Annotated in this window: 17 protein-coding genes; 15 read left to right on the forward strand and 2 right to left on the reverse strand. The window is 65.8% G+C overall.

Annotated features, from left to right (window positions below; translation table 11 throughout):
- Positions 1-19 precede the first annotated feature (19 nt).
- Both AC56DV_RS29345 and AC56DV_RS29350 read right to left on the reverse strand, forming a co-directional pair.
- Positions 20-493 carry a cache domain-containing protein gene (locus AC56DV_RS29345; RefSeq protein WP_496317737.1) on the reverse strand — a complete coding sequence of 158 codons (474 nt, stop codon included), beginning with the start codon at positions 491-493 and terminating at the stop codon, positions 20-22.
- Between the two features lie 107 nt (positions 494-600).
- Complete coding sequence (locus AC56DV_RS29350) at positions 601-2,646, reverse strand: ExeA family protein (protein WP_496317738.1); 2,046 nt, start codon at positions 2,644-2,646, stop codon at positions 601-603.
- A gap of 138 nt (positions 2,647-2,784) precedes the next feature.
- On the opposite strand from AC56DV_RS29350, the gene AC56DV_RS29355 reads away from it, so the two are divergent.
- The 15 genes from AC56DV_RS29355 (at position 2,785) to AC56DV_RS29425 (ending at position 16,153) form a co-directional block, all read left to right on the forward strand.
- Positions 2,785-4,488: a GspE/PulE family protein gene (locus AC56DV_RS29355; protein WP_496317739.1), complete on the forward strand. Its 1,704-nt coding sequence runs from the start codon at positions 2,785-2,787 to the stop codon at positions 4,486-4,488.
- 1 nt (position 4,489) lies between these two features.
- Positions 4,490-5,716, forward strand: coding sequence for a type II secretion system F family protein (locus AC56DV_RS29360; RefSeq protein ID WP_496317740.1), 1,227 nt, complete (start codon positions 4,490-4,492; stop codon positions 5,714-5,716).
- Entirely contained in the window at positions 5,716-6,261 is a 546-nt protein-coding gene (locus tag AC56DV_RS29365; protein ID WP_496317741.1) for a type II secretion system protein, read from the forward strand. The genes AC56DV_RS29360 and AC56DV_RS29365 overlap by 1 nt, the downstream gene beginning before the upstream one ends.
- Positions 6,262-6,300: 39 nt before the next feature.
- A complete protein-coding gene (locus tag AC56DV_RS29370; protein WP_496317742.1) occupies positions 6,301-6,768 on the forward strand; it encodes a type II secretion system protein in 468 nt (155 codons plus the stop codon).
- Positions 6,769-6,822: 54 nt separating this feature from the next.
- Positions 6,823-7,356 (forward strand): pilus assembly FimT family protein, encoded by a 534-nt coding sequence (locus tag AC56DV_RS29375; RefSeq protein WP_496317743.1) that lies wholly within the window; start codon positions 6,823-6,825, stop codon positions 7,354-7,356.
- The gene (locus AC56DV_RS29380) at positions 7,346-7,912 is read left to right on the forward strand and encodes a prepilin-type N-terminal cleavage/methylation domain-containing protein (RefSeq protein WP_496317744.1); all 567 of its coding nucleotides are present in this window, start codon (positions 7,346-7,348) and stop codon (positions 7,910-7,912) included. Before AC56DV_RS29375 ends, AC56DV_RS29380 begins: the two co-directional genes overlap by 11 nt.
- Positions 7,909-8,766, forward strand: a complete 858-nt coding sequence (locus AC56DV_RS29385) for a prepilin-type N-terminal cleavage/methylation domain-containing protein (protein ID WP_496317745.1) — start codon at positions 7,909-7,911, stop codon at positions 8,764-8,766. The genes AC56DV_RS29380 and AC56DV_RS29385 overlap by 4 nt, the downstream gene beginning before the upstream one ends.
- Complete coding sequence (locus AC56DV_RS29390) at positions 8,763-9,212, forward strand: agglutinin biogenesis protein MshP (RefSeq protein WP_496317746.1); 450 nt, start codon at positions 8,763-8,765, stop codon at positions 9,210-9,212. Before AC56DV_RS29385 ends, AC56DV_RS29390 begins: the two co-directional genes overlap by 4 nt.
- Before the next feature lie 185 nt (positions 9,213-9,397).
- Complete coding sequence (locus tag AC56DV_RS29395; RefSeq protein ID WP_496317747.1) at positions 9,398-10,342, forward strand: agglutinin biogenesis protein MshI; 945 nt, start codon at positions 9,398-9,400, stop codon at positions 10,340-10,342.
- Positions 10,339-11,040, forward strand: a complete 702-nt coding sequence (locus tag AC56DV_RS29400) for an MSHA biogenesis protein MshA (RefSeq protein WP_496317748.1) — start codon at positions 10,339-10,341, stop codon at positions 11,038-11,040. The genes AC56DV_RS29395 and AC56DV_RS29400 overlap by 4 nt, the downstream gene beginning before the upstream one ends.
- Entirely contained in the window at positions 11,037-11,795 is a 759-nt protein-coding gene (locus AC56DV_RS29405) for a type II secretion system protein GspM (protein ID WP_496317749.1), read from the forward strand. The genes AC56DV_RS29400 and AC56DV_RS29405 overlap by 4 nt, the downstream gene beginning before the upstream one ends.
- Positions 11,780-12,148: an MSHA biogenesis protein MshK gene (locus tag AC56DV_RS29410; RefSeq protein ID WP_496317750.1), complete on the forward strand. Its 369-nt coding sequence runs from the start codon at positions 11,780-11,782 to the stop codon at positions 12,146-12,148. Before AC56DV_RS29405 ends, AC56DV_RS29410 begins: the two co-directional genes overlap by 16 nt.
- A gap of 35 nt (positions 12,149-12,183) precedes the next feature.
- Positions 12,184-13,977 carry a pilus (MSHA type) biogenesis protein MshL gene (mshL, locus tag AC56DV_RS29415; RefSeq protein WP_496317751.1) on the forward strand — a complete coding sequence of 598 codons (1,794 nt, stop codon included), beginning with the start codon at positions 12,184-12,186 and terminating at the stop codon, positions 13,975-13,977.
- Positions 13,977-14,867: an ExeA family protein gene (locus tag AC56DV_RS29420; RefSeq protein WP_496317752.1), complete on the forward strand. Its 891-nt coding sequence runs from the start codon at positions 13,977-13,979 to the stop codon at positions 14,865-14,867. Before mshL ends, AC56DV_RS29420 begins: the two co-directional genes overlap by 1 nt.
- The gene (locus AC56DV_RS29425) at positions 14,864-16,153 is read left to right on the forward strand and encodes a tetratricopeptide repeat protein (protein ID WP_496317753.1); all 1,290 of its coding nucleotides are present in this window, start codon (positions 14,864-14,866) and stop codon (positions 16,151-16,153) included. The genes AC56DV_RS29420 and AC56DV_RS29425 overlap by 4 nt, the downstream gene beginning before the upstream one ends.
- Positions 16,154-16,156 lie beyond the last annotated feature (3 nt).

Here is a 16,156-nt window from a genome sequence, read left to right on the forward strand (position 1 = left end):
AGGCATGTGCCAGGCCGCCTCATTTCGGGCGGTTGTTGCCCAGATATACGCCGACGCAGGCCAGGGTCTCGCCGACCGCCTGCTGGCAATAGGCTTTTTTGTGTTCGTACGAGGCCGTCTGCGGGTTGGAGAACCTGTACGGTCCGTACCACCCTTTGCCTTTGGCCTTCACCAGGTCGATCATGCCTTTCGCCAGCGGCGTGCCGTCCACGTCCTTCATATCGATCAGGTTTTTGCCCACCATTTTTTTGTTGGGCCCCATTGCCAGCATGGTGCCGTTATAGTCATACACGAACACGAACAGATCCTTCAGCTCGGTGCCGGGGGCGCGGCTATTGATTTGAGCGAGCACTTTGTCCTGGCCTTCCGCCTTCATCTGGGCGATGGTTTTCGCCACCAGCTCTTCGGCTTCCTTTTCGCTGCCATGCTCGGCGGCCTGTGCGGCGCTAAAGATGAGTGTACCAATAATAACAGTGAGAACTATGCGGTTCATGACGGTCTCCAGAGTGATGTTAGCGGCGCTGCCAGACTATCCTGATTCCGCAGGGCGGCACTATGCAACCTTTGGGGGATGGTGGGGGCGGCAGGCTGATGCTACCACTACGCGGGGGCGGCATTCCGCTGTCCCTGGCGCACGGCTTCGCGGATGCCCTTGATAGTGCGGATCTTGTGGCGGGTGCCGGAGCGTTCGGCGAGTTCCGCTTGCACTTCCATGACCTTCTTGGCGGAGGCAAAGCTGCCGTAGACAATGGCGATGCGGCGTTCGCCATTGATGACCATGGGGTAGCTGTGGACTTGGCTCAGGCCAATGGCGGCTCGGGTGTCGGTGAGGAACTTCTCGGCGCGGGCGGAGTCGCTGGCGGGGAAGTTCTCGATCTGGACGCAGAAGTTGTTGTCCGGTTCGTCGCGCAGCCAGGTTTTGCTGGCGAGCAGGGATTGCTTGAGCAAGCTCGTTTGGCGGGGCGCGGTCGTAGGTGTTGCTGCCGGAGCGGCGGCGGCCGTTGCTGTTGCAGCGAGTGATGCCGCTGGCGGGGCTACCGCAGCCGCCGTTGGTGCGGACGTGGGGGCGGGCAGGGGCGGCACGATTGTCAATGTAGGGGCCGATGCAGGGGCTGGATCGGATGGCGGCAGTGCCATCTGCACCCGCGGGGGCGTGGCTGCGGCGACCGCCGCTTTGGCTGGCGCGGCAAGCTGTGGAGCGGCAGCGCTGGCCGGGGCTGCGGCGGGGCGCAGCAGGAAGGCGGCGGTGGCGATGCCGGCGACGGCCAGCATCGCGCCGCTGGCGGCCAGCGCGCTGCGCGACAGGGGGCGAGGCTCTGGCGGAACGGGCGCTTGTGAAAAAGCGGCGCGTAGGATGGCTGCCGCCGCGTTCCGCACGGCTGGCCCCTCCTCAGCGTGCGCGGGTTCCGGCGGAGGTGCTGGAACGGCTTCGATCCGCTGAGCCAGCTCAGCCCGCGGCGGCTGGGCCGGTAGCGGTTCGGCATGGACGGCGCTGTCGGCTGGCTGCGGGGCGTCCTCGGGGAAGAGCGCCGCCTGGCTTGCCTCGAATGCCGGCAGCGGCGATTCCATGGCGGCGTGGGCGTCCTCGGTAGTGCCTGCCGACGGAGGCGTGCTTGCGACGGTGAGTGCTTTCTCGGGGGAGAGCCCGGCTTGGGCTGCTTCGGCCGGCGGCGTAACACCAGGGGCGGGTGCGGCTTGGGCGGCCGCTTCAGGCTGCTGCGGCGCTGGCGCCATGGCTGGCATTTCGGGCGGCGGCGATGGCGGCGCGCTGTGCGGCGTTGGCTGGGTGGGCACGCCCTTGATGGCGTCGCGCACGTGGAACATGGCGACGGCGGGGGCGCTGGCGCTGGCGGCGACACCCAGCGACTTGTCTGCCAGCGCTATGAGCGCGTGCAGGTCGGCGCCGGCGGTGCGGGCGATGAGCTTGGCGGCGTCCAGCTGGAACAGGGCGCCGTCGGCATGGCCGGCCACGCGCAGGCGGTGCGCCAGCAGCTCCGGCGCCAGCTCGGACGGCAGCGGCGGCAGCACGAAGCTAAGCGTGATGCGCTCGCGCAGCTGTCGCAGCCGTGGCTGGCGCAGCACGTTGCTCAGCTCGGGCGTGCCCAGCAGGACCACGGGCAGCAGATTGTACGGGCCTTCCGTCAGGTTGGTCAGCTGGCGCAGCGCCTCCAACGTGTCGAGCGGCAGCGTGTGCGACTCTTCCACCAGCAGCACGGCCCGCCTGCCCGCAGCGCGTTCGGCTGCCAGATGGCTGTGCAGCAGCCGCATGATCTCGTCGCTGCGCAGCCCGCCCGGCGCCAGGCCCAGCTGGCGTGCAATGCCGCAGACCGCGTCCTGCGGCGACAAGGGGAACAGCGCCGCGCCGTTCGCGCCGGGCCGCACGGGCTGCAGCGGCGGGGTGGCCTGGCCCAGCAGCACGGCCTGCACCGGCGGCGACGCCTGCGCCAGCCGTTCGGCCAGCACGCCGCACAGCATGGTCTTGCCGCTGCCGGCCTCGCCGGTCACTTTAATTACGCCATCGCCCAGCCTGAGCGCGTACTGCAAAGCCCCCAGCAACTCGCGCCGCGCCGCGTCTTCAAAGAAAAAGGCGGGGTCGGGAGCGGTGTTGAACGGCGGTCTGGTCAGGTGGAAGTGGTCGAGGGCCATAAACGTTGCGTGCTGTATGGATGAGCACTGTAGCAAATATCGGACTGGTTTAGCCAGCGGGCACCACATATTACTCGTAGAAACGGCCTGATCTGGCATAAAATGGCCGCGACCATTGTGTAACGTCTGGAGTAGTGTATGGCTCGGCCCGAAAAAGTCCGCTTAGGTGAAATCCTGGTGCAGCAAAAGCTGCTGACGGAGGAACAGCTCGGACTGGCGCTGGCCGAACAGAAGCGCAGCGGCCGCAAGCTCGGCCGGGTGTTCATCGAAAGCAGCTACGTTACCGAGGAGCAGATCGCCGGGGCGCTGGCGCGCCAGCTCAACATCCCCTACATCAACCTCAAGTTCTACAACATCAACCCGGAAGTGGTGCGCCTGCTGCCGGAAACCCAGGCCCGCCGCTTCCGCGCCCTGGTGCTGGAAGACCGCAAGGGCTCGCTGCTGGTCGGCATCGCCGACCCCACCGACCTGTTCGCCTACGACGAAATCGCCCGCCTGGTGCACCAGAACATCGAGCTGGCCGTGGTCAACGAGACCGAGGTGCTGGCCGCCATCGACCGCATCTACCGGCGCACCGAGGACATCACCGACCTGGCGCGCGAGCTGGAGCAGGATCTGGGCGACGTGTCGGTGGACTTCGGCGCGCTGGCCGCCAATCCCGGGCTGGAAGAAGCGCCCATCGTCAAGCTGCTGCAGTCGGTGTTCGACGACGCCACCCAGGTGCGCGCCTCGGACATCCACATCGAGCCGCAGGAAAGCCGCCTGCAGATCCGCTTCCGCATCGACGGCGTGCTGCACCTGCAAACCGAGGCCGACATCAAGATCGCCCCCGCGCTGGCGCTGCGCCTGAAGCTGATGTCGGACCTGGACATTTCCGAAAAGCGCCTGCCGCAGGACGGCCGCTTCGCCGTGCGCGTGAAGAACCAGCGCATCGACGTGCGTATTTCCACCATGCCCACGCAGTATGGCGAATCGGTGGTGATGCGTCTGCTGAACCAGGGCGGCATGAACCTGCGGCTGGACGCGATCGGCATGCCGCGCGGCATACTGGAAAAGTTCCGCGCCATCGTGCAGCGGCCCAACGGCCTGGTGCTGGTGACCGGCCCCACCGGTTCCGGCAAGACCACCACCTTATATAGTGCGCTGGCCGAGCTGAACTCGGTGGAGAAGAAGCTGATCACGGTGGAAGACCCGGTGGAATACCGCCTGGCCGGTATCAACCAGGTGCAGGTGAACGACAAGATCGACCTGAATTTCGCGCGCGTGCTGCGTTCCGCGCTGCGGCAAGACCCGGACATCGTGCTGGTGGGCGAGATGCGCGACCAGGAAACCGCCCAGATCGGCCTGCGCGCCGCCATGACCGGCCACTTGGTGCTGTCCACGCTGCACACCAACGACGCCGCCAGCACGCCGCTGCGCCTGATGGACATGGGCGTGCCGCGCTACATGGTGGGTAGCTCGCTGCAAGCGGTGCTGGCTCAGCGGCTGGTGCGGGTGATTTGCGAGAGCTGCACCACGCAGTACACGCCCACGCCGACCGAGCATGAATGGCTGCGCCTGGAATTGAATGACAAGGTGGACATGGCGCGCTACTTCCACGGCAAGGGCTGCTCGCATTGCAACGGCATGGGGTATCGCGGCCGTACCGGCGTCTATGAGCTGCTGGAGATGACGCAAGCGGTGGTGGACGCCTCGCACAGCACCGATTCGGGCCACTTCATGAAGGTGGCGCACGCGCAGATGCGCGGCGAGACCTTGCGCAGGCATGCGGTGCACCTGGTGATCCAGGGCCGCACCACGATCGCTGAAGCCATGCGCATCAGCAACCAGTACGAGGAGTGACGTGCCGTTCTTTGCCTACAAGGGCCGCAACGCGCGCGGCGAACTGTTGCAGGGAGTGCTGGAGGGCGCCGACAGCAACGCCGTGGCCGACCAGCTGTTCGGCACCGGGGTGACGCCGGTGGAGATTACGCTGACGCGCCAAGTCGTCAAGAAAGACGGTGAAAACTGGTGGACGCGGTTGACCGAGAAAAAGGTCAACTCCATGGACGTGCAGCTGTTCAGCCGTCAGTTGTATACCTTGCTCAAGTCCGGGGTGCCTATCATGCGTGGCTTGGCGGGCCTGCAGGAGTCGGCTATCAGCAAGGCGTTCGGGCGCGTCATCCGCGACTTGCGCGAGTCGCTAGACGCTGGCCGCGAACTGTCTGCGGCGATGCGGCGCCATCCCGAGGTGTTCAATAACTTTTACCTGTCCATGGTGAAGGTGGGCGAAATGACGGGCCGGCTTGACGAGGTCTTCCTGCGATTGTTCGATCACTTGGAATTCGACCGGGAGATGAAGAACCGCGTGAAAAGCGCCACGCGCTACCCGACGTTTGTCATTGTCGCCATGATACTTGCGATGCTCGTGGTGAACGTGTTCGTCATTCCCCAGTTTGTCAAAGTGTTCGAGAGCTTCAACGCCCAGTTGCCGCTGATGACCCGGATATTGATAGGCGCTTCGCGCTTTACGACTGATTATTGGCCGGCGCTGGCGACCGCCGTCGCGTTGGCTTTTATTGGTTTTCGGTCCTGGGTGCGCACGTCCGCCGGCCGTCTGACCTGGGACCGGTACAAGCTGAAGTTCCCTATCGCAGGCAAGATCATCCACAAAGCGACCATGGCCCGTTTTGCGCGCAGCTTCGCACTGTCCAGCCGCAGCGGCGTACCGATTGTGCAAGCGCTGACCGTGGTATCGCAAACGGCGGACAACGCCTTTCTGGCGTCCCGCATCGAGCAGATGCGCGATAGCGTGGAGCGCGGCGACAGCATCTTGCGCACGTCTATTGCCTCCGGCGTGTTCACGCCCGTGGTGCTGCAGATGATCGCGGTGGGCGAGGAATCCGGCTCCCTGGACGATCTGATGGAGGAGATTGCGGAGATGTACGAGCGGGAAGTCGACTATGAACTCAAGACGCTGGCATCCCAAATCGAACCCATATTGATCACATTCCTGGGCGTGATGGTTTTAGTGCTGGCATTGGGTATCTTCCTGCCGATCTGGGACTTGGGCAAAGCGGCCATGCATTGATGAAAACGCGGCGGGAACTGCTTGCAAGTGTCGCGCCATCGCAACGCCGGGAGTTGCGGGGTTTTACATTATTTGAGTTTGCCGTGACGATGGTCGTTTTCGCCGCGCTGGTGGCCGTGCTGCTGGATCGCGTACTGTTCTATCAACTGCAGGCCGAGCAGGCGGGTGTACGAAAATTGCTGGCAAATATGCAGAGCGCCTTGTCCAACCGGCTGCTTGCCGCGCAGGCGCGTGGCGAGCCGGCGGATCAGGCCGCCTTGGCGCGGGAAAATCCCATCTCTTGGCTGGAACGCAGGCCAGAAAATTACGGCGGGGAAGGTGAGAATTTAACAAGACAAGAACTGCCAGGGGGTTTCTGGTATTTCGACCGCGCCCACCATAGACTTATCTATGTGTATAGCCGTAAGAAAAGTTTTCGTGCGGACTCATCTGATCGCAGCTATTTCAAGGTAGAATCCCCTCGCTTGCCCACAAAACACGCCAAGCCGGAAGGAACGCATGACCAGGATGGTAGCGTAGCCCTGATTCAAGTTGACGTAAGCTGAGCGCGTCACAATTTCTTTCAGACTAAGTTGGAGTTTTAAATGCAAATCAAACAAGTGGGTATGATCCGTAAAAGCGCACAAGCAGGTTTCACGCTGATCGAACTGATCGTAGTTATCGTTATTCTCGGCATTCTGGCCGCCACGGCATTGCCACGGTTTATCGACGTGGGCGTGGATGCGCGCATGGCGAAGATGCGTGGCGCGCAAGGTGCGGTAGCAAGTGCAGCTGCCTTGTATCACGGCCGCTGGCTGATCAATGGTTCCACTGGCACTTCGGTGGTCATGGACGGCGTGACGGTGAACGGATCGACCGCTGGCTATCCCGAGGCTACGGCTGCGGGCATCGGCGCGGCCGCTGGCCTGGATGGGTTTAACTTGACGGCAGGCACCGGCACTTTGATTATCCGCTCGGACAATGTTGCCACTCGCGCCGCTTGTTCCATCACTTACAATGAGGCGACAGGCGTCGTCACCGCTGCACCAACCACCGCTGCGGACTGCGATTAAACGGATATGCGCACCGGCTGTGCACAATATGCACTAGCCCGACGCACCGGTCCTGTGTCTCCAGAACTGCCCGGTCGATGCGCCGGGCAGTTTGGGTTTACGCTGGTCGAGTTGATCGTGGTGATGGTCGTGGTCGGATTGCTCGGCGCCGTTGCCGCACCTGTGTTCTTCCAGCGCCAGGGTTTCGACGCGGTGGCTTACACCGACCAGGTGCGCGGTCTGATCCGCTACGGGCAGAAGCTGGCCGTCGCCCAGAACCGCAACGTCTTCGTGCGGCTGGACGGCGCCAGCGTGGCGCTGTGCTACGACACGCCCGGCACTTGCGCGCAGCGGGTGCTGCCTGCCGGCGGCACCAATTCCGGCAGCAGCGCCACGCTGCAGCGCTGCGGCAACGCCACCGCCTGGGCCTGCGAAGGCGTGCCTTCCGGCCTGAGCATCACCGCCCATCCCGGCTTCTTCTTCGATCCGTCCGGCGAGCCTTTCCTGGCCGCAGGCGGGCAGAGCCTGCCCACGCAGACCGTCGTCATCACCGGCGATGGCCTGAACCACAACGTCGTCGTCACGACGCAAACCGGCTATGTCTTTTAACCGGCGCCAGCGCGGCTTGACCATGGTCGAGCTGATCATTTTCATCGTGATCGTCGGCGTAGCGGTGGTCGGCGTCCTGCAGGTGTTCACCGTGACCACGCGCAGCAGCGCCGATCCGGTGCGCCGCAAGCAGGCCATGGCAATCGCCGAGGGCTTGATGGAGGAAGTGCGCCTGGCCGCGTACACATGGTGCGACTTCAGCGACCCCTTGGTCGAAGAGGCTACAAGCCCTGCGGGTTGCACCACCAGGGCGGAGGGCCCTGGACCGGAGGACCCCGCCGCAACCCGGCCCTACGACAACGTGAACGACTACGGCAGCGCCAACGGCGCGCCAGTCCAATACACCACCGACATCGCCGGCAATGCTTTCCCGGCGGGCTACAACGCAACGGTAACCGTGGTGAACCAGGCGCTGGGGGCGGTGCCCGCCGGCGACGCGCTGCGCATTACCGTCAGCGTCGGCTATGGCGCCGAGAGCGTGGTGCTGGAAGGCTATCGCACCCGCTATGCCCCGAATAACACGTCGATCAGTCCGCCGTCCGGGGGCACGCCATGAAGCCGCTGCAATTGACAGTGCGCCAGCGGGGCTTCACGCTGGTTGAGGCCATTATCGTCATCGTCATCACCGGCATCGTGGCGGGCATGGTAGCGGTGTTCATCCGGGCTCCGGTGCAGAGTTATGTCGATACGGCGGCGCGCGCCGAACTGAGCGACACGGCCGACCTGGTCTTGCGCCGCATGAGCCGCGAACTGCGGCTGGCGCTGCCGAACTCCATCCTGCTGTCGAACGACGGGCGTTCCATCGGCTTCCTGCTGACCAGCACCGGCGGCCGCTATGTCGATGAGACCGACCAGCCGCCTGCCGGGGTGCTGCCGCTCAGCTTCGACAACACCGCCGCCACGGCCTTCAATATGGCCGGCGCCGCGCCGGTCGGCCGGCAGGCCATCGCGCCGAACAATTTCATCGTGGTCTACAACCTTGGCAGGGGGCAGGCGCCGGCCGATGCCTACAGCATGCGCAACGTAGCGCGTGTGACGGCCGTGAACGGCACGCAAATCACGATGAACGCGAATCCCTTCGCCAATGAAAACCCAACCATGCCGTCGCCCGATCACCGCTTCCAGGTGGTGACCGGGTCGGTGACTTACCAGTGCGCGCTGCCGGCCGGCGGCGCCACCGGCACGCTGACGCGCTTCTTCGACACCCAGATACCGCTGAATGTAGACGTGCCCGCCCCGGTGGCGGGAACCGGCCAGACGATGGCCGGCATGGTGGCTGCCTGCGAATTCCGGGCCACACAACTGGCTACGATGCAGGCGGCGCTGGTCACCATTACGCTCACGCTGCGCCACCGCAACGGCGAGCAAGTCACCCTGGTGCGCCAGGTCCACGTGGACAACACCCCATGAAACCCGTTTTCCGCGCATCGATACGGCTGCACCGGCAAGCGGGCGTCAGCATCGTCACCGCCATCTTCCTGCTGGTGGTGCTGTCCGCGCTGGGGGCGGCCATTGTCACGCTATCGACCGGCCAGCAGGCCGGTTCGGCGCTGGATCTGACCGGGACGCGCGCCTACGAGGCTGCGCGTACGGGCGTGGAATTTGGCTTGTTCCAAAACACGCGGGCCGGGCAATGCGCGGCGCAGGTGTCGCTGGTGCCGCCCGCGCCCACCATGGCGGCCTTTACCGTAACGGTGCGCTGCGTGGTCAACCAGACGGCCAACATGCCCGGCGGCCTGCCGCAGGTAACGGTCATCACGGCAACCGCCTGCAATCAGCCGGCCAACAACGCCTGCCCGAACCCCGCGCCCACCTCGCCTGACTACGTGCAGCGCGTGGTCACCGTGCAGTACTGACGCTACATTTACCTTGCGGAAATGCATTGGCGGTCAATCGGGCAATTTTTGTCTCCATTCGGCAAAAAAGCTGCCGAAAGTTGTTTCAGGGGGCCAAATATCGCCTCGCCGGGCCAGGAATCTTGAATATAATCAAGCCACTGCGACGGTTTGTGAATGCATCGCTAAATCATTGAGACGGTTTTATGATTTTTTGGGGTAAAGCGAAGAAAAAAGAGGGCTGGCTGGCCATTGCGTTGTACGCGGATGGCGTGCTGGCTGCGCTCGTCGAGCGCCGCCGCGACGCCAAACCCGCCGTCCAGATGGCGCTGTTCGTTCAGGGCGCGCGCGAGCAGGCCGGCGCGGCGCTGGCGCGCTTGCACAAGGACATGAACACGGCCCAGTACCAGTGCTCCAGCCTGCTGGCCATGGGCGAATACCAGCTGCTGATGCTGGAGGCGCCGAACGTGCCCGCCGAGGAAATGAAGACGGCGGTGAGCTGGCGCCTGAAGGACATGATCGACTTCCCCGTCACCGACGCTACCGTGGACGTGGTGGACGTGCCGGTGGCCAAAAACGGTCCGGCCCACAACCACCAGTGCTTCGCGGTGGCGGCGCGCAACAGCGTGATCGAGCCGCGCCAGAACCTGTTCGCCGACAACAAGGTCGGCCTGTCGGCAATCGATATTCCCGAAATGGCGCAGCGTAATATTTCGGCCCTGCTGGAGCCGGAAGGGCGCGGCGTGGCCATGCTGTCATTCGACCTGGACGGCGGCCTGCTGACGGTGACCTTTGGAGGCGAGCTGTACCTGGCGCGCCGCATGGACGTGACCCTGGCCCAATTGCTGGGCAGCGACAGCGACAAGGTGCAGCAGCTGCACGACCGCATCACGCTCGAGTTGCAGCGCTCGCTGGACCACTTCGAGCGCCAGTTCAGCTACGTGGCGGTGTCCAAGCTGGTGCTGGCGCCGACCGGCAGCCCGGCGCTGCACGAATACCTGGCGCGCAATCTGTATCTGCCGGTGGAAGTGCTGGATCTGGACAATGTGCTGGACCTGGACAAGGTGCCCGAACTGCGCGATGCGGCGCAGCAGGCGCGCTACTTCATGACGCTGGGCGCGGCCTTGCGCGACGAAGGAGCCAGCTCGTGAGCCAGCAGATCAATCTGTTCAACCCGCGCTTCCTCAAGCAAAAGAACTATTTTTCCGCCGCCGCGCTGGCCGCCGTGCTTGGCGTGGTGCTGCTGGCCGGGCTGGCCATGGGCATGGTGGCGCGCCAGCGCGCCGCGGCGCTGGAAGTGCAGGCGGCCCAGGTGAAGAGCGAGCTGGCGGCGCGCGAAGCGCGCAAGGCCGCTGCCGCCACCGAACTGGCGCCGCGCCAGCGCAGCACCTCGGTGCAGCAGGAGCTGGAACAGGCGGAGGCGGAAAACCGCGCGCTGCAGGGCGTGTCGGCGATACTGGACAAGGGCGAATTCGGCAACACGCGCGGCTATTCGGCCTACTTCAAGGCGTTCGCGCGCAGCCGCGTCAACGGTTTGTGGCTGACGGGTGTGCAGATAGTTGGCGCGGGCAATGAGATCGGGTTGCAGGGCCGCACTTTGCAGGCCAGCCTGCTGCCCGGCTACCTGGGCGGCCTGTCGCGCGAGCCGGTGCTGAAGGGCACCAGCTTCGGGCATCTGGAAATGGGGCAGCCCAAGCCGGCCGAAGCTGGGCAGGGAGCGCCTGCTCTGAGCCCGGCGCCGCCGGGCGGCGCTGCCAGCGCGGGCACGCCGGCGCCGGCCGCCGTGGCGCCGTACATCGAATTCAGCCTGCAAGCCATGCCGGCCGGCGCCAAAGCGGAGGGCTTATGAAGCAGCAATGGTTGAAACTGGCCGCCCGCGTTGAAGCGCTGAGTTTGCGCGAACGGCTGATGGCGTGCGGCGGCGCGGCTGCCGCGCTGCTGTTCCTGCTGTACACCATGATGATAGAGCCGGCCCAAATGCGCGAGAAGGCGCTGGCTGCCGTGATCGACCAGCAGCGGCAGCAAATGGCCGCCATCGACGCGGAACTGGCGCAGCGCCTGGCCCTGGCGCAGATCGATCCCGACCAGGGCAGCAAGAACCGCCTGGCCAAGCTCAAGGCCGAAAACGACGCCATGCGCACCGCGCTGCGCACCATGCAAAAAGGCCTGGTGGCCCCTGACAAAATCAGCCAGATGCTGGAGCAGTTGCTGCAGGGTGGCAAGCTGAAGCTGGTATCGCTAAAGACGCTGCCACCGCGCGGCATGAGCGACGGCCGTTTCGCCGAACCGGGCGACGGCGCTGCGCCGGCCCAGCCGGTGAACGAGGCGCAGCGCGTGGCCACCAATCTGGCGCCGGCCCAGCCTGCGGCGCCGGGCGCGGCAGGCGGCCCGGCCCGGCAGCAGGAACTGCTGTACCGCCACGGCGTGCAGCTGGAACTGCAAGGCAGCTACCTGGACATGGTGAGCTATATGGAAGCGCTGGAGCGCATGCCGTCCCAGCTGTTCTGGGGCAAGGCCACGCTGGAAGCCCGGGAGTATCCGAAAGCGCGCCTGACGCTGACGCTGTACACCCTGAGCCTGGATACGAAATGGATATCGCTGTGAAGACCCGTGCCGCCATCCTCGCCTGGAGCCTTTCCTGGAGTCTGGCGTGTGCCGCCGCCGGCAGCGCCGCGCAGGCGCAAACCCTGGCCGATCCCACCAGGCCGCCGGCCGTGCTGGGCGTGCAGGGCGGGGCGGGCGACGGGGCCGAGTCCGGCACCCCGGCCGCGCCGCAGTTGCAATCCATCCTGGTGTCGCGCGAGCCAGGCGGGCGCCGCGTTGCCGTGATTAATGGCGAAATGGTGCGGCAGGGAATGAAAGTCGGCGACGCCGTCGTCGAGCGGGTAGGCGAAACGGAAGTGGTGCTGCGCCGGGGCAAAACCAGGGAAACACTGAAGCTGTTCGCGAAACCATAATGCATATAAAAGTGCGACCAAACCGAGTAGAACACATGCAAAAACTCATACACATCGCTTGCACCATCGGCGCCGCCGTCAGCCTGGCGGCCTGCCAGGGCCAGGGAGCGACCAAGCGCGACACCTATGAGGAAATCGGCAAGGAGATGCGCCAGGCGGCGGCCAAGTCGCCCAAGCAGGCGGCCGCGCCGGACGCGGTGGAATCGGCCCTGATCCCGCCGCTGCCCGCGCTGGCCGCCCAGCTGCCGAAGGCGCGCGCGGTGCTGGACGAGCGCTTCAACGTGGCGTTCAACCAGGTGCCGGTGCAGCAGTTCTTCAACTCCATCGTGGCCGGCACCCGCTACAACATGCTGATCCACCCCGAAGTGAGCGGCACCATCACCGCCCACCTGAAGGACGTGACCCTGTTCGAGGCGCTGGACGCCATCCGCGAACTGTACGGCTACGACTACAAGGTCGAGGGCACCCGCATCTACATCCGCCCGCTGACCATGCAGACCCGCATGTTCAAGGTGAATTACCTGACCGCCAACCGCAAGGGCAGCTCGAATGTGCGGGTGTCGTCCACCTCGGTCGGCACGGTGGGCCCCACCACGTCCGGCCAGACCGGCAACAGCGGCAACAACGGCCAGGACAACTCGCAGCAGCAGAACAATCAGCAGGGCAACCAGCCCGGCGGCCAGCAGCAAACGCAGCGCGACGCCAGCAACGTCACCACCACCTCGGACACCAACTTCTGGTCCGACCTGAAAGAGGCGCTGACCGCGCTGATGGGCGGCACCGGCGACGGCCGCAGCCTGGTGATCAGCCCGCAGTCCGGCGTGATCGTGGTGCGCGCCATGCCCGAGCAGCTGCGCAATGTGGACCAGTACCTGAAGGCGACCCAGCTGGCGGTCGAGCGCCAGGTGATCCTGGAGGCGAAAATCCTGGAGGTGCAGCTCAACAGCGGCTTCCAGAGCGGCATCAACTGGGCGTCGTTCGCGTCCTTCAAGACCGGGCACGACAACCGCGTGTCGGCCGGCTTCCTGCAGCCCGGCTCGGCGCTGCAGCCGCTGCCGTTCCAGGGCGGCCAGCCGCCCACCATGACCACCGGCGGCGGCCTGGCCGCCAGCACCGGCTTCGCGCTGGCCAACGCCGCCAACAACGCCGGCTCGCTGTTCGGCCTGGCCTTCCAGACCAGCAATTTCGCCGCCATGATTTCCTTCCTGGAGTCGCAGGGTTCGGTGCACGTGCTGTCCAGCCCGCGCATCGCCACCATGAACAACCAGAAGGCCGTGCTGAAGATCGGCACCGACGAGTTCTACGTCACCGGCGTGAGCACCACCACCAATTCCAACGCCACCGGCAACACCACCAGCCCGAACGTGACCTTGCAGCCGTTCTTCTCCGGCGTGGTGCTGGACGTGACGCCGCAGATCGACGACGACGGCAACATCATGCTGCACGTGCATCCGTCGGTGAGCCAGGTCACCACCGTGAACAAGGTGGTCAACCTGGGCAGCGCCGGTTCGCTGAACCTGCCGCTGGCGGCGTCCAGCACGTCCGAGATGGACAGCATGGTGCGCGGCCAGGACGGCCAGATCGTCGCGATCGGCGGCCTGATGCGCCAGTCCACCACCAACGACCGTTCGCAGCTTCCCGGCGCGGGCGACCTGCCGGTGGTGGGCGCGCTGTTCCGCAATACCGACCAGCAGACCCAGAAGCGCGAACTGGTGGTGCTGATCAAGCCCACCATCGTCGACGGCGCGGCCAGCTGGACGCAGGACATGCAGGACGCCAGCGGCCGCATCGAGAAGCTGGACCCGCGCCGGCCCTCGGAGCGCCGCTAATGTACCAGTCCCACTTCGGCCTGCGCGAGGTGCCTTTCAGCATCACGCCGGACACCAGCTTTTTCTTCACCTCCCCGCATTCGCAGGAGGCGCTGAACACGCTGCTGGTGGCCGCCAAGAGCGGCGAAGGCTTCATCAAGATCACCGGCGAGGTCGGCACCGGCAAGACGCTGCTGTGCCGCAAGTTCCTGTCCACCTTGGGCGAGGAATTCGTAACCGCCTACATTCCCAATCCCTACCTGGAGCCGCGCACCTTGATGCTGGCCCTGGCGGACGAGCTGGAGCTGACCCTGGCGCGCGACGTGGACCAGCACCAGCTGCTCAAGTCCATCAATTACCGGCTGCTGGAGCTGGCGGGGCAGGGCAAGCAGGTGGTGCTGTGCCTGGACGAGGCGCAGGCGATCCCGGTGGAAAGCCTGGAGGCGTTGCGCCTGCTGACCAACCTGGAGACGGAAAAGCGCAAGCTGCTGCAGATCGTGCTGTTCGGCCAGCCGGAGCTGAACGCGCACCTGGAAAGCCCCACCATCCGCCAGCTGGCGCAGCGCATCACTTTCCATTACCACCTGGGCGCGCTGTCCCGGGATGACCTGGATTATTACCTGGCGCACCGTTTGCGCGTGGCCGGCTATGCCGGCGGGCGGCTGTTCGGCCGCAGCGCGGTGCGCAAACTGTACGCGGCCACCGGCGGCATTCCGCGCCTGGTCAACATCATGTCGCACAAGGCGCTGATGCTCGCTTACGGCGAAGGGCGGCAGCAGGTGGAAAAGCGCCACGTGGCGCTGGCCGCGTCCGACACGGTGGCCGTGCCGCGCGCGCGCTGGCCGTGGTTCGCCGGCGCGGCGGGGCTGGCGCTGGCGGCGTGCGGATTAACCTGGGCGTTGATCAAATGAGCCTGATAAACAAGATGCTGCAGGATCTGGACGCGCGCGGCGGGGCACAGTCCGGGCAGGGAAGCGTGCCGCAGATGCGTCCCGTTGCCGCCAGCGGCCAGACGCCGCGCGCCAGGATGGCTGCGGGCGCCGGGCTGGCGGTGGTGCTGCTGGCAGCCGGCGGCTGGCTGGGATGGCGCTATCTTCAGCGCCCGCCCGCGCCGGGGCCGCTGGCGGTGCAGCCTGCGGTCAGCGCACCTGCGCAGGCGGCGATCGACGCGGCGCCGGGCAGTACGGCAGTGGCCGCGCAATCCGCAGCGCCAGCGGCTGGTGCGGCCAAGGGCGCCGCAGCACAGCCAATCACGGCGCGCCTGCTGGCAGTGGCCCGTCCTATCCCGGCGCCTCCGGACGCGGTGGCTTCCGATGCAGCCGATTCCAGCGCCAACTTAACGCGCCGTCCGCCGCGCGTGCAAGCCGAGGAAAAGAGCGCCGCCCAGCTGGCGGCCGAACTGAAAGCGGCCAGGAAGAAAGCGCGCGAGGCGAAGGCCGAAGCCGAGCGCCTGGCGGCAAACAGCAATGCCGGCGGGCGCACCGCCGCTGCGGGCAAAACTGCAGGCGATGGCTCCGCCGTAAAAAGCGGCCGCGACGGCGCGGGAACGCGCACGGCGAAAGCGGATAGCAAAGCCGCGCGCGGCACCGACATCGCCGCCCAGCCGGGCACCGGGGGCGTTACCGTCACCTCGCAGCAGCAGGGCGAGAATGCGTACCGGCGCGGGCTGGCGGCCTTGCAGGAAGGCCGTGTGCAGGAGGCGCTGTCGAATATGGAGCAGGCGGTTTTCCTCTACCCGCGCCATGACACCGCGCGCCAGACGCTGGTCGGCCTGCTGATCGAAAACAAGCGCCACGACGAAGCCATACGCCACTTGCAGTTCGGCCTCGGCCTGGACCCGAAGCAGCCGCAGATGGCCATGATCCTGGCGCGGCTGCAGATCGAGAAGGGCGGCCCGGCGATCGAAACCTTGCAGCGCAGCTTGCCCTACGCGGGCGGCAATGGCGACTACCTGGCCTTCCTGGCCGGCGCCTTGCAGCGCGCGCAGCGCAACCGCGAAGCGGCCGAGCAGTACCAGGCCGCGCTGCGCCTGCAGCCGCAGAACGGCGTGTGGTGGATGGGCTTGGGGATTTCGCTGCTGGCCGAGAAGCGCAACGCCGAGGCGCAGGACGCCTTCACGCGGGCGAAGAACAGCGGCAACCTGTCGCAGGAGTTGCAGAGCTTCGTGGAGCGCAAGCTGCAGCAGCTGGCGCGCTGAGTC

The sequence above is a fragment of the Massilia sp. BGA-UO-ETr-WB1 genome (assembly GCF_059567845.1).

Bases quoted from the DNA above. Each gene is read 5' to 3' on its own strand.
- AC56DV_RS29345 (WP_496317737.1), bottom strand. From the start codon at position 493: ATGAACCGCATAGTTCTCACTGTTATTATTGGTACACTCATCTTTAGC.
- AC56DV_RS29350 (WP_496317738.1), bottom strand. From the start codon at position 2,646: ATGGCCCTCGACCACTTCCACCTGACCAGACCGCCGTTCAACACCGCT.
- AC56DV_RS29355 (WP_496317739.1), top strand. From the start codon at position 2,785: ATGGCTCGGCCCGAAAAAGTCCGCTTAGGTGAAATCCTGGTGCAGCAA.
- AC56DV_RS29365 (WP_496317741.1), top strand. From the start codon at position 5,716: ATGAAAACGCGGCGGGAACTGCTTGCAAGTGTCGCGCCATCGCAACGC.
- AC56DV_RS29370 (WP_496317742.1), top strand. From the start codon at position 6,301: ATGCAAATCAAACAAGTGGGTATGATCCGTAAAAGCGCACAAGCAGGT.
- AC56DV_RS29380 (WP_496317744.1), top strand. From the start codon at position 7,346: ATGTCTTTTAACCGGCGCCAGCGCGGCTTGACCATGGTCGAGCTGATC.
- AC56DV_RS29385 (WP_496317745.1), top strand. From the start codon at position 7,909: ATGAAGCCGCTGCAATTGACAGTGCGCCAGCGGGGCTTCACGCTGGTT.
- AC56DV_RS29390 (WP_496317746.1), top strand. From the start codon at position 8,763: ATGAAACCCGTTTTCCGCGCATCGATACGGCTGCACCGGCAAGCGGGC.
- AC56DV_RS29395 (WP_496317747.1), top strand. From the start codon at position 9,398: ATGATTTTTTGGGGTAAAGCGAAGAAAAAAGAGGGCTGGCTGGCCATT.
- AC56DV_RS29405 (WP_496317749.1), top strand. From the start codon at position 11,037: ATGAAGCAGCAATGGTTGAAACTGGCCGCCCGCGTTGAAGCGCTGAGT.
- AC56DV_RS29410 (WP_496317750.1), top strand. From the start codon at position 11,780: ATGGATATCGCTGTGAAGACCCGTGCCGCCATCCTCGCCTGGAGCCTT.
- mshL (WP_496317751.1), top strand. From the start codon at position 12,184: ATGCAAAAACTCATACACATCGCTTGCACCATCGGCGCCGCCGTCAGC.
- AC56DV_RS29420 (WP_496317752.1), top strand. From the start codon at position 13,977: ATGTACCAGTCCCACTTCGGCCTGCGCGAGGTGCCTTTCAGCATCACG.
- AC56DV_RS29425 (WP_496317753.1), top strand. From the start codon at position 14,864: ATGAGCCTGATAAACAAGATGCTGCAGGATCTGGACGCGCGCGGCGGG.